Below are 13,725 nucleotides of genomic sequence, written 5' to 3' on the forward strand. Positions count from 1 at the left end.
TTACAGGCAAGATTAAAAAAATATCGGGGTTTGCAAACCCCGATATTTTCTACTTACACAGTTTTTGAGATAGTCCCTTTCAGCCACGCCACAAGCCAAACCTTTTGTATTTTGTAACTACTTTTTCTTTTTATTTGCCAAATCAAAAGATTTGGCGGTTTAAATTTCCGGTTGGAAAAGGCGCAGCTATTTGTATGGATACGTTATTGTAGCAAGTACTTTTGCGTTCTGCTATGCCGTCTGCAGTAAGTTGATTCCAGAAAGTTCTTGTCCGATTTGGTGGATTCCATTTAAAATTTTTTCAGCTTGTTTCGCAGAGGGTTTTTTTGTTCCTGAAACATATTGTGAAAGTAAAGTAGCATTCATCCCAATTTTTTCAGCTAAAAATTTAGCGTTAATTACTTTATAATACTTGAAAAACTGTTTGAAGTCTATCTCAAATTTAATATCCTTCGGTTCTACTTTTACCTTTTCTTCCTCAAAATAAAATTCAGTCGCTTCATACGCACTGTTAATCAGTTCAGGAATGGATTGTCCTGTCGTAAATATTGGATAATCCTCTGAATACGCAGAAAAACCAGTATCTGTTTTCTCAACAGTCATTATTATTTTTTTCTTTTTAGCCATAATTTTCATTTTGTAATTCCAGCGTCTTTAAGAATTTTCTTTTCCAGCCCTTTACCCATTTCTTGGCTACCGTGGTTCGGAAAAATAATTGTTCCTTTTTTCGTTTCGTGTCGCATTTTTATGTGTGATCCCTTTTGCGATACCGCATACCAACCATCTTTTGTCAATATTCTGTAAAGTTCGGAACATTTCATTCAGCTTTAATTCGATTAGACCACAAAGGTAAATTATTATTTACTTTTAAGCAAGAAATTTTGTGAAAACGGATTTTTAGCATTTGCTACAACGTGTATGTATAAGCGTTTTTGAATAACGGTAATTAATTCACTTTCTTCCGTAAGCTGTAACAGCTTCGGTTAAACTAAAATCAATCTACCTGGCGGGTAAAAATTTTGCTGGTAAAATTGGTTTTAGGTGCGTCGCACACCGCACAGGTATAGTCTTCAGCTAAATCTTTAAAGGGGACTCCGGGTGCAATTCCCTGCGTTTTATCTCCATACGTTTCGTCATAAAGCGTAAGACATTCCCGGCATTGATAAACCTCAATTTCCAACACCTCCCTGGATGGGGTTTCAGGCACTTCCTCTTCTTTTTTACTACCCAATTGCTCGAAATACATCTGGCTAAGTTCCATCAATAAGCGTGGGAGTTCCACCTGGTCCACATCCTGCACATGGGTAATATACTCCCGGGTGTTAGGATCAAAATTTTTAGCGTATAGCAGGTTGTAAGTGTCCCTTATCTGAAATTCTGAAAATTGCCCGGGAGTGGTATTTTTTTCTATAACCACAGAGGTGAAATAATATACCCGGCGGGTATAATTGGCAATCCCAAAGGTTAAACCATACGTGCTGATGTCATTCTGGTCAAAATTGGCCACCAGGTATTTTTTAAGTTTCAGCGCTTCTTCATTGGCTACAGGCAAATGCCAGTTAAGTTCCAGCATAGAATGCCTTACGTTTATCCCAAATTTCCCAAGCAGTTTCTCCCACTGCAGTTTGGATTCTGCGGGAATTCCTTTCACGATAAAAGACTTCCAGGGCGTGATGCAAATCCGGCCGATTTTAGATTCGGCGCAAAGGTCGCACATGGCTTTCAGGAATTCCAGGTCGTATTTATTGTTTCTCCAGTAAAGCCCCAGCCAGTATTTACCGGTAATGGTACGATTCATCCCTTCATAATAAGGGAAAGGGTAAAAAGGCACCTGCAGGGGTTTATCAACAGTGCGATTATCGGTTTCTACCGCATCACTAACGAGATCAAAAATCATTTCCACATTTTGCGGCTCCTCCTGAAGAACATTTTCTATTGCCTGCCCAATTTTTGCAATATCCCAGCTATAAATAAGGGCCGGGTACATCTCTGCTTTGTCCCAGTTTGGCAATCTTACGTATAAGTACCAGTAATCTTCATGTTCTGAAGCTATAAAGTTAAGGTGGCCCGTAAAAAGGGGCACAAGCCGCTGTTTGGGTTCAGTAATATTTATCTTCAGGGAAGGCTCGTACCTTATCTGTTCCAGAATATTTAGATAACGGTCGCCGGTAATCCAGGAGGTGGTGGGAAAGATATCTGTGGAAACATACGAAGAAACGATATTTTCTGTAGGCTCTTCGAGAGATTTTACAATGCGCAAATTTTTGAACCTGCTCAATTCCTCCTCGTTTAAATTCTCCGGAAAAAGAATATCCTGCCTGGAGCCGAAAGAAATAGTGTTAAGTCCTGCTTCTCCGGCAGTTTCTGCAATTTGTTTTAATTCTGCGGGAGAAAGCACTCCTCCCTTTATCAGGATTCTAGGAAGATTTTTTCTCATACCAGTTCTTTTGAAGTATTTAAAAGCTCACGAACTTCAGTTTTACAACTTCCGCAGCCAAGGCCGGCGCCGGTTTGATTACAGAGTTCGGTAAAATTTGTACATCCGCCTGCAATGGCTTCTTCTATATTTCCCGCGCCCACCTGGCTGCAGGAACACACCAGTTTTCCCACCACAGGTTTGGCATTCCCGGAACTGCGGAGCAATTGCTCCCTTTTATCTGACAGCTCTATTTTACTTTCTATTAAATTTTTAAACTCGGCAAATTCATTTTTATCTCCCATCAGCACTGCACCTATCAGTAAATCATCTTTTACGATACATTTTTTGTAGTAACGCTTCCGCAGATCTGTAAATACAATCTCTTCATAACTTTCATCATTTTCAGGAACATTTATTTCACCAATACTGCAGACATCGAGATCATTGAACTTCAAAATATTCATTAAAACTGAACCTCTGTAGGTACTGCTCACATCTCCTGCCATAAAGTTGGCAAGAATCGCGGCCTGCTCTTCTGCGGCAGAAGTGATCCCGAAAAGCTGGTTCCTGAATTCAGCAATTTCCCCCAAAGCAAAAATATCAGGGTTAGAAGACTGCATATGCTGGTCCACTTTTACCCCGCGCCCGCAAGCGATGCCGCTTTCTTTGGCAATTTCTATGTTAGGCCGCGTTCCTATGGCATATACAATGGCATGTGCCGAAAGATTTTTACCACTTTTCAAGCTAATATTTAATTCGGCTGATTCTTCATCATTAAAAACCGTGCTTACCTCATTATCAAAATAAATCTGGATGCCCCTTTCCTGCACATCCTGCGCAAGCAGTTTACTTGAAGTGAGGTCCAGCTGCCGTTCCATTAATCGGGAAGAGCGTTGTACAATGGTAACTTTAATATTTTTATGCTTTAGTGCCGCAGCCAGTTCCAACCCCAGCAGGCCACCACCCACAATCACCACATGCTGTTGTGAAGGCGGTAATTTTGTGTTTTCCAGGTAAGCCTTAAAACTATCGGCATCCTCTTTACTTCTCATGGTGAACCTGCCCGGAAGGTGCAATTGCGCATCTTTTGGAGCAAAAGCACGGCTGCCTGTAGCAAGAATAAGCTTATCGAAAGTGTGAAAATTGCCATTATTATCTGTAACCGTTTTTTCTTCGGAATCTATTTTAGTAATAAAGCTGTTCCCATGCAGGCTTATGCGCAGCTTCTTTAGTTCTTTCTCTTTGATCTTTAAAAGTTGTTCCCAGCTCAATTCTTCGGTGATATATTCCGGAAGCAAAACCCTGTTATAAAATGGATGAATTTCTTTTGAAAAAACATGCAGCTCATCACTCCTGTTATGGTCACGATAATTCTGAATAAACCTGAATGCAGCCGCTCCTGCCCCGATAATGAGGATTTTTTCCTGCTTCTTCTTATATTTTGAAACCGATACCGCAGTAAACTTGAAATCGGGCTCTTTTGAAACAGGGTCCACCAAAGTATGGGTTAAATTGTTCGCCCTGTTCAGGTCATTTTTAAGTTGTTTTCCCCAGTGCATAGGCAAAAACACCACTCCTTTACGTACATTTTCGGTAACTTTTGCCCGCACCCTTACCACTCCGTTCGGACTTTTAATTTCGGCTACATCCCCGTTTTTAATACCGTTAAGGTAAGCGTCCACAAGATGAATTTCCAGCACCGGATCTGGATAATGGGTTTTTAGCCGGGCAACTTTGCCCGTTCTCGTCATGGTATGCCATTGGTCCCTCACCCGGCCAGTGGTTAAAATAAGTGGAAATTCTCCTGTAGGTTTTGGAGATTGATTTTCTGTTTGCTCGGGAACATTAAAAACGGCCTTTTTTGAAGGGGTATAAAATTGCCTGTCCTCAAATAACCTGGGCGTGCCGGAATGCCGGTATTCGTTTACCGGCCATTGAAATGTGCCCTCATTCTTCAGCCTGTCGTAATTGAGGTAAGAAATATCAATATTTGTGCCCGCCGTCATAGCGGCATATTCATCATAAATTTCTGCGGTACTGCCGTAATTAAAACCCCGGAAGCCCATTTTTTTAGCGAAATCACAAAGAATTTCAACATCTGGTTTCGCCTCTCCGGGAGGATGAATCTGCTTATTCAGGTAAGAGATGCGCCTTTCAGAATTGGTCATGGTCCCCTCTTTTTCCAGCCATCCTGCTGCAGGAAGTACCAAATCTGCATAAGGCAGCGTATCAGATTTATGGGAGATATCCTGCACTACCACAAATTTGGCATTTTTCAGGGCCTTTTCAGCTTTTCTGGCGTTTGGAAGGCTCACCACGGGATTTGTACATACAATCCAGACAGCCTTCAGTTTTCCTTCTTCCAAAGCATCAAACATCTCTGTTGCCGTATAGCCTGGTTTTGAAGAAATTTTATCTACTCCCCAAAACTGCGCGACCTCATTACGATGCTGCGGATTGGCAAGATCTTTATGCGCGGCAAGTAAATTGGCCATTCCACCCACTTCACGCCCACCCATGGCATTAGGCTGGCCGGTTAGGGAAAAAGGGCCGCAACCGGGTTTCCCCACCTGCCCGGTAATCAAAGATAAATTCAGTAAAGAGAAATTTTTATCAGATCCTACCACGCTTTGGTTGAGCCCCATGGCCCACATACTTATAAAAGCTTTGGAGCGGCCTATAATATTCGCCGCTTTTTTGATATCTGCGGAAGGTACCCCGCATAATTTAGAAGCTTCGTTCAAAGACATGGAAAGCACCTGGTCTTTATATTCTTTAAAACCTTCAGTATGGTTTTTTAAGAAATTTTTATCTATAAATCCTTTTTTCAGCAATTGCCTGCCTATGGCATTGTACAGAATTACATCTGTTCCCGGGATAAGCTGAAGGTGCAAATCGGCAAAATTAGCCGAATCGGTTTTACGAGGATCTACAACAATAATTTTCACATTGGGATTTTCTTCCTTATGCTTTTCCAGTCGCCTGAAGAGAATAGGATGGCACCACGCGGGATTTGCCCCGGCAATAAGAAAAGCATCGGCCAGTTCAATATCATCATAACAGCCCGGCACAGAATCTTCTCCAAAGGTTTTTTTTATAGCCCACCACCGCCGAGCTCATACAAAGCCTGGAATTAGTGTCGATATTATTGGTTCCAAGGAAACCCTTGGTAAGTTTGTTAGCGATATAATACTCTTCGGTAAGGCATTGCCCGGATACATAAAATCCCACGCTATCGGGTCCATGTTTCCTGATAGTAGATTTAAAAACCCCGGCTGCTCTCTCCATCGCGGCGTCCCAGCTTACCCGTTCGCGGGGATGGGAGCGGCTCCAGCGCATTTCAGGATAAAGTACCCTGTCTGAAGTGTCATTAACCACATAATGCAGGTTCATCCCTTTGGAACAAAGCATACCTTTATTAACAGGATGATCTTTGTCCCCTTCCACAGTTACCCGGTTGCGGGCATCTTTTTTCACCACCACTCCACATCCAACTCCACAGTATGAACAGGTACTTTTCACTTCTTTTTCCAGCATATGCCGAATATTTAATTACAAATTTGGCTTTTTTAAACACATAAGAAAAGCGCCGGCTTCATTATTATGAAATCACCAAAAAAGCGCTTTTCATTTTCTTTTTTCCTGATTTTAAGCAAGTCCTGTTTAAGCATTTGCAGGTACGGCATTTGCCGCAGCACCTTCCAGCTCTTTCTGGGCCACTTTTTCATCTTTAACAGAAAAACGTATCGCCAGCGCCACAACCCCGGTAACCACTACAGTTGCCCCTATTAATAGATAACCTTCGGAAACTGCCTGTGCCGAAGCTGCTGCCTGTGCCGAACGGATTACTTCTTCGCCCATGCCCTGGTTTGCCGCGATAGCCACTTTCTCTGAAGCTGCCGATTTAAATTTAAGCAGCATGGCAGCCAGAAAGGCCCCTACGTTTCCACCTGCACCAACAATCCCTGAAATGGAACCGATAGCCTTTTTGTTGATAAAAGGCACTACAGAGAAAGTTGCTCCTTCAGCCATTTGAACAGATAAACTGAACAGAATAAGAAAGACTATTGCTATATAAAGATTAGTCATCAGGGAAAAAGTAGAAAGCATTACTCCCTGGGCAGCCATTATAGATGCCAGAAAAACCACTCTCCCGCGCAGGCCTTTTAATTTGCCAAACCGGTCTCCAAAGAAGCCGCCAAGAGTTCGGGCAAAAATATTCATAAGGGCAAAGGAAAGTACAATATTACCCGCAGTTATTCTTTCCAGTTGAAAAGTATTCTGAAGGTAATCGTCCATAGTGCCGTAGACCGTTAACTCAATTCCAAAGCAGCCGGCATATACCATAAACAGGATCCAAACCCGATAATCTTTTAATGCGGTAAGAAAACCAACCTGGTCTTTTTTCATTTCCGGAAGATCATCGGTTTCGGCGAGTTCACTAAAATTGCCTTCCGGGGTATCTTTGGTAAAGAAAAAATAGACCAGTCCCATAGTAAAACAAAGAATTCCCGCAATTATCAGGGAATATCTCCATGCTGAAGCTTCAGCTGCGCCAAAGCCTATTACCAATGCTGCAATTACAGGCATTCCCAGCCGGTTAGCCCCGCCTCCAAGATTTCCCCAGCCTGCGGAAGTTGCGTTAGCGGTTCCCACAACATTTGATGAAAACATAAGAGAGGTATGAACCTGGGTAATTACAAAAGAAGCACCTATAAATCCTGTCAATAATCTGCAGACAAGAAATTGCAGGGGCGTTTGCACAAAGCCGGTTAGAATTACCGGAATTGCACCTAAAATAAGCAGCCAGGTATAACAAAGCCTTGGGCCGTAGCGGTCACATAATTTTCCTATTAGCAGCCTGGCGAACACAGTTCCCGTAACTGCAAGTACTACAGAATTCCATTTTTGGGCAGGAGTCAGGTTTAAGTCTTTAACTACATCCGGCATAAATGGAACTACCCCAAACCAGGCAAAAAAGCAAAGAAAGAAGGCAAAAGACGTAATCCAAAAAGTACGAACAGGAATGCTTTTTACATTAAGAAGATCAAATTTTGTTGCTTTTGCAGAAGTTGAATTTTTCATAATATCAATATTTTACAAAAACTAAATTAAGTATAATTACTTAATTAATACTTATAAAATACGTATTAATAAAAAAATTACGTAGTCGATAATTTTATAGCTGTTACTTAGCCTTTTTTGCTGAAATTGCAGATTACCCGCCTCAGGAGTAAAAAATTAAAAATAAAGTAGTGAGTTTTACTAAGCCAGCTGATATTCCCTGGCTACGTTGGTAAGTTCTATAAGATTTTTGACATTCAGTTTTTTCATCAAGTTAAAACGATGCACCTCAGCCGTTCTTTTACTAATTGACAGCTCCTCACCTATTTCTTTATTGCTTTTCCCCTGCAACACCAGAGCCAGTATCTGTTTTTCCCTTTTTGTAAGATTAAAAGGATCTTCTACAGGAGCCTGCTTCTTTGGTACGGTGGCCGCGTTTGTGAAGTTATTAACAAGTATGGACGAAATGTCGCCAGAGAAATATTTTCCGCCTTCAGCAACTTTATGTAGTGCTTTAAGTAACTCTCCTTTACTGGCTCCTTTTAGCAAATAACCATCGGCACCTGCATGTATAGACTGCACTACGTATTCTTCGGAATCATGCATAGAAAGAACCAGCGTTTTAACCGGCCAATTATTTTCGTTGATTTTGCTTACCACCTCAATCCCGTTCATACCTGGCATACGTATATCTACCAATAATAAATCGGCATCGGAATCCTTCAGGATTTCTATGGCTTCCAAACCATCTGAAGCTTCATCTATTACTTCTATATCTGCTTCATCTTCCAGTAAAGCTTTAATGCCATCTCTAACCAATACATGATCATCGGCAAGGACTATACGTATATTGTTCATCTTATATTATTATACTTTATAAGTACAAAATTAGTGATTTTACTTAAGCCAGCTGTTCTTCCAGAGGAACATTCAATGTAATTCTTGTTCCTTTTCCAACTTCAGAAGTAATAAAAAGCCTGCCGTTAATGTATTTAATCCTTTCCTGCATAAAGGTCATTCCCATGCCGCCGGCCTCGCTTTTCCCCGCTTTTGCTTTTTGTGGGTCAAATCCTTTCCCATTATCATCAATAATCACACTAAGTATACTGCTACTGTGAGACACACTTACTATAATATGCGTAGAGTGGGCATATTTTATGGCATTGTTAATCGCCTCCTGGGTAATACGGTAAATGTTGATTTCTATAAGTGAATCCAAACGCCTGTTAAACCCGGTTTTATCGTACAACAAGATATTTTTGCCGGTTAATTTGCCAAGCTGCTGGGTGAGCTTGGTAAGGGCGGGTACAATGCCATAATCCTGAAGTTCGGGCGGCATAAGATTAAAAGTAGCCGTTCGCACTCCTTTAATTATCTTTCCGGTGAGATCCTTCAGATTTTCAATTTTTTGGGCGGCCTTTTCGGTTTTACTTATATCTATGCTCTGAAGGTTAAAATTAAGGCCGGTAAGCATCTGGCCAATTCCGTCGTGAATATCTTTAGCAATACGGTTCTGCTCTTTTTCCTGGTTTTCGATAATCTTGCTGGAAATGAGCTTTTGCTGGTTCATTTTTTCCTCAAAACTCTTCTGCGTTAATCTTTCAATTTCCAGTTGGGCCTCTTTACGGGTGGTAATGTTAGAAGCGATAACCAAAATTTCCCATTTATCGTCTTCAGGATTAAAGGGAATAAGGGACATTTCCAGCCATACCGGATCCCCTTCTTTTGTAGTGGCTTTTACTTCTCCCTGCCAGCCTTTGCGCGCATTTTGATCCAGCAGTTTTTCAATTTCCGCTTGCTCATCTTCCTTTGTAGAAAGCAATTCTGAAAATTTTGAAAATTCGCTGTATTTTCTGAATTTGAACAAGCGGGAAAATTTCTCCCCGAAATTTATGATATTCCCGTCTGAAGTAAGCCTGGCAAAAAGTAAGGTCTGGTTTATTGCCTGGTTAAGCGCACGTAATTCTTTTACCGATTTCTCTTTGGCCTGGCTAAGTACATCTGCATCCCGGGCCATTTTTACTGCCTTCTTCTCAGCAAACAACAATCTTCTAATTGTTGTTTTTACCGCCCGGGCAGCCGGTAAAAAGACGAAGATTAATTCGCTTAAAAGAATTAATAATGTTAGGGCCATTAAAAAATATTCCAGTTGGCCCAGGCGCTCCACTTTTTCACTGGCTTCCTGTTCAAACTGATTTACCAGCTGGTCCATTTTTGTTAAAAAAATTTCTTCATTTTGCTGTATCGAAGAAACTGCTGCTGCAAATTCTTCTGAAGATAAACCAGGATCATTAACAATTTTAAGAGCAGCATTTTTTATCGCCTTAAAAGAAGGATCAATATCTATAAACATTTCAGCTACCGCCAGGCTGTTATTCCCCGGCAGTCCAAGGCTGTCATTTCCTTCCCGTAAGGCTTTATTGGAAAAGCTCCACAATGCTACTGTTTCGCCCAGATCTTGCCTGATAATTGCCTTTTTCTGAGGTTCTTCCGCAATGGAAAGCAACAATGCCTGTTTGGCAATTTTCTGACTCAGCATACGCTGCCGCCCCGCGATATTTACCACGGTAGAATCGCTTTCCTGATCATCCAGAAACCTGTGAATTAATACCTGGCTTACCATTACAGAAAGGGCAATAGCACTTAGCGCAATGATATAAAGCCGGCTTAATTTTCTAAACGTCCTTTGATCCAGGGAAAATTCTTTGCCAGGCATGTAGTAAAATTATGAAAGCGCCTGCTTTACCAGGGATTGGGTTTTATTGGAAAGATCAAGCTTTAATGCCGCCTCATGGCCTTCAGGAGACATTTTGCCCCAGGTTTTTTTAATGATATCCACTATTTTTTCGTCTTCATGCTTGGCCGCAAAATCTTCAAAATAATGCTGAAGGAACACCAGGCAAATCACATCTTCCAGCGTTTGGGAACCATCATCTTTTTTAATCTTCTTCTTCTGAATTAAAAAAGTAACCCGGTCAATAAATGTTTTATCATAACCTACCTCTTCCAGGATACCAGCGGTGATTTCAGCATGCATTTTTTTAAGATCGTTCCTCCACTTTAAATAGCCAACCCTATCCATAGGATAATCTTTCCTGGGCACCTGCCACCTGCAGATATGCTGGGCGCGGGCGGCAATTTGAAGCTCTTCAGAAGCATCCGGATCAAATTCCAGAAGCTGATGGAACATTCTTTTGGAATATAGCAGTTCCTTCGGATAAGTTTTGCCGCCGTCTTCCTCGGTATGCGGATCTTCGGAATTTTTTTGATCTATACGCTTTATGGCCTCCTCAAACTTGTTCTCCATTGCTGATGCATTAATCTGAAAAACCAATATACACATTTCCTTCCTTAATTTTCACAGGATACACCGCAATTTCCAGCTCATCACCATTCAGATTGCGACCGTCTTCCAGGGAAAAAGTTTTTTTGTGAAGAGGGCAGGCTACTTTGGGTATATTTTCTTCCTCTCCAATCATGCCCCTGGAAAGTACCATTTCCAGCTTATGCGGACAAAGATTCTGGCAGGCGTACCACTTAGACCTTCGGGTAAAATTAAAAACGGCAATTTGTTTGCTGCCATATTTTATACATGCGCCGCCATCTTCAGGAAAATCGTTAATTTTCCCGGCCAGGAACCAGTTTTTTACTGCTGTTTCGGGAACGGAATTATACTGAGTGATCAAATTTTGCATTTTTCAGGATTATAAGATTAGTTCTACCAGGGCCTTGGCATTTTTTGTTCCCTCATTGGGACAAATTCCAGCGTATCATCAGAATCATCTGAATTCACAAAATGCTTAAAGCGCTTCATCATTTCGGGATCTTCAATCGCTTCTTTCCACTCGCACTTGTATTTATTTACGAGTTCCTGCATTTCTGCTTCCAACTCTTCAGCTATACCAAGAGAATCTTCCACCACTACTTCTTTTAGATAATCTATTCCGCCTTCCAGCTTTTCCAGCCAGGGAGCAGTCCTTGTAAGTGGCGGCGCAGTCCTGATATAGTACATAAGGAACCTGTCCAGGTATTTAATACAGGTTTCATCGTCCAGTTGTTCCGCAAGAAGAATGGCATGTTTTGGAGTAGCGCCTCCATTACCGCATACATAAAGGTTCCAGCCGCTTTCCACAGCAATAATCCCAAAATCCTTACCTCTTGCTTCGGCACATTCCCTTATACAGCCGGAAACCCCGCCTTTTAATTTATGAGGAGACCTAAGGCCTTTATACCTTTCTTCAATTCTTATGGCATAGCTCACACTTTCGTGCATTCCATAACGGCACCAGCTGGAACCCACACAACTTTTTACAGTTCTAAGGGATTTTCCATAGGCATGCCCGCTTTCAAAACCGGCATCTATAAGCTCGCGCCATATATGCGGAAGCTGATGCAATTCTGCCCCAAAAAGATCAATACGCTGCCCCCCGGTTATTTTAGAATACAGATCATATTTCTTGGCTACGCGGCCCAATACCATTAGTTTATCGGGAGTGATCTCCCCACCGGGAACCCGCGGCACTACAGAATATGTTCCGTTTCGCTGAATATTGGCCAGAAACCGGTCATTAGAATCCTGAATGGTAACCTGCTTATTAGCAGTTTCCATGTAAATACTGGCAAAAATCGAAGATAAGGCAGGCTTGCAAATTTCGCAGCCATCCCCTTTTCCGAAGAGGTTCAGCGCCTCATTATAATCTTTTACCTTATTGATTTTTATAAGGTCATAAAGTTCCTGGCGGCTAAAGTTAAAATGCACGCATAAAGTTTCCTTTACTTCTTTCCCCATGGATTTAAGTGAGCCTTTAACAAGATCTGCCACCATGGGCTTGCAACCACCACAACCGGTAGTGGCTTTGGTAGCTTTAATTACGCCCCCAAGGTTTTCACATTCGCCACTTTCTATGGAACCGCAAATAGCGCCTTTTGTCACGCTCTCGCAGGAGCAAATTTGGGCAGTATCCGGAAAATCCATAGCGCTTCCTATGGCACTTCCTCCTTTTGGATCTTTGGAAGGAATAATAAGATCTTCCGGATTTTCAGGCAATTTTATGCTGTTAATAAAAATCTGGAAGAGATTGTTATAATCTGAAGAATCACCAATCAATATTCCGCCCAATAACTTTTCACCCTTCTTACTTACGTTAATCCGCTTATAAATTCCGGAACGTTTATTTTCGTAAACAATGGTGGCTACTTCTTCATTATCAATAAAAGGATCTCCGAAGCTCGCCACCTCGGTACCAATTAACTTTAGCTGGGTAGACATATCTATTACCTCTGCCATCACTTTATCGCCGCCGGTGATTTGCTCCACCGCCACCTGAGCCATATCGTAGCCGGGAGCTACAAGGCCATAGACCCCATTATTATAAAGCGCCACCTCTCCTATGGCATAAATATCCTTTTCTGAAGTCTGCATTTTGTTATTTACCCAAACCCCGCCTTTTTCCCCGGTTTTGATACCTGCTTTTACGGCAAGTTCATCCCGGGGCCTTATTCCTGCTGAAATTATCAACATATCTGTTTCCAGGGAAGTACCATCAGAAAATTCCATTTTCTCAATGTTTTCTTCTCCTGAAATTTCTATAGTAGCTTTTTCCAGATGTACATTTATGCCGAGCTCCTTTATTTTCGCCTTAAGCATATTGCTTGCAGCCTGGTCCAACTGCCTTGGCATTAGACGCGGGGCAAATTCCACCACATCTGTTTCCAACCCGAGTTCTTTTGCTGCATTGGCAGCTTCCAGTCCCAGAAGCCCGCCTCCCAGAACGGCCGCTTTCCTTTTCCCATCGGCTTTGATCTTGGAAGCATAAGCCTTCATGGCATCCAGATCTTCTATGGTACGGTAAACAAAAACCCCAGATTTGTCCGATCCTTTAATAGGCGGCACAAAAGGATATGAACCTGTAGCCAGAATAAGATAATCGTAATTGTAGGTTTCCTGTTTATAAGTTACCACCTGTTTTTCCGCAGGTTTTAATTCACTTATAAGTTCTGAAGTATGTAATTCAATTTTATTTTCGCCATACCAGCTTACCGGCGCCAGCAAAAGCTCATCGGGAGACTGCCTGGAAAAATATTCGCTTAAATGAACCCTGTCATAAGCGGAACGTGGTTCTTCTCCAAACACCAGTACTTCATATTCTTCCCTGGAGGGATGGGACATCAACTTTTCACAGAATTTATGTCCTACCATTCCGTTTCCTACTACTATTATTCTTTTCATGACTACGTATTTG

At 41.8% G+C, this 13,725-nt stretch carries 9 protein-coding genes and 1 pseudogene; all 10 read right to left on the reverse strand.

What is annotated here, in order from left to right; all coding sequences use genetic code 11:
- Window positions 1-231 precede the first annotated feature (231 nt).
- Window positions 232-627 carry a helix-turn-helix domain-containing protein gene (locus tag AB8M93_RS04990; RefSeq protein ID WP_373056478.1) on the reverse strand — a complete coding sequence of 132 codons (396 nt, stop codon included), beginning with the start codon at window positions 625-627 and terminating at the stop codon, window positions 232-234.
- Window positions 628-632: 5 nt separating this feature from the next.
- Window positions 633-821, reverse strand: coding sequence for a type II toxin-antitoxin system HicA family toxin (locus AB8M93_RS04995; protein ID WP_373056479.1), 189 nt, complete (start codon window positions 819-821; stop codon window positions 633-635).
- Between the two features lie 173 nt (window positions 822-994).
- Window positions 995-2,437 carry a rubredoxin gene (locus AB8M93_RS05000; RefSeq protein WP_373056480.1) on the reverse strand — a complete coding sequence of 481 codons (1,443 nt, stop codon included), beginning with the start codon at window positions 2,435-2,437 and terminating at the stop codon, window positions 995-997.
- A pseudogene (locus AB8M93_RS05005) lies at window positions 2,434-5,956 on the reverse strand (molybdopterin-dependent oxidoreductase). Before AB8M93_RS05005 ends, AB8M93_RS05000 begins: the two are co-directional and overlap by 4 nt.
- A 126-nt stretch (window positions 5,957-6,082) precedes the next feature.
- On the reverse strand, window positions 6,083-7,504 hold the full coding sequence (locus AB8M93_RS05010; protein WP_373056481.1) for an MFS transporter: 1,422 nt from the start codon (window positions 7,502-7,504) through the stop codon (window positions 6,083-6,085).
- Window positions 7,505-7,684: 180 nt separating this feature from the next.
- Entirely contained in the window at window positions 7,685-8,341 is a 657-nt protein-coding gene (locus tag AB8M93_RS05015) for a response regulator (protein ID WP_373056482.1), read from the reverse strand.
- 43 nt (window positions 8,342-8,384) lie between these two features.
- Entirely contained in the window at window positions 8,385-10,199 is a 1,815-nt protein-coding gene (locus AB8M93_RS05020) for a sensor histidine kinase (RefSeq protein WP_373056483.1), read from the reverse strand.
- Between the two features lie 9 nt (window positions 10,200-10,208).
- Window positions 10,209-10,790, reverse strand: coding sequence for a DUF4202 domain-containing protein (locus AB8M93_RS05025; RefSeq protein WP_373056484.1), 582 nt, complete (start codon window positions 10,788-10,790; stop codon window positions 10,209-10,211).
- 10 nt (window positions 10,791-10,800) lie between these two features.
- Window positions 10,801-11,178, reverse strand: a complete 378-nt coding sequence (gene nirD / locus AB8M93_RS05030; protein ID WP_373056485.1) for a nitrite reductase small subunit NirD — start codon at window positions 11,176-11,178, stop codon at window positions 10,801-10,803.
- Window positions 11,179-11,201: 23 nt separating this feature from the next.
- On the reverse strand, window positions 11,202-13,712 hold the full coding sequence (gene nirB, locus AB8M93_RS05035) for a nitrite reductase large subunit NirB (protein ID WP_373056486.1): 2,511 nt from the start codon (window positions 13,710-13,712) through the stop codon (window positions 11,202-11,204).
- Between the last annotated feature and the right edge of the window lie 13 nt (window positions 13,713-13,725).

Source organism: Autumnicola aciditolerans (assembly GCF_041679265.1).
Taxonomy (GTDB): Bacteria; Bacteroidota; Bacteroidia; order Flavobacteriales; family Flavobacteriaceae; genus Autumnicola.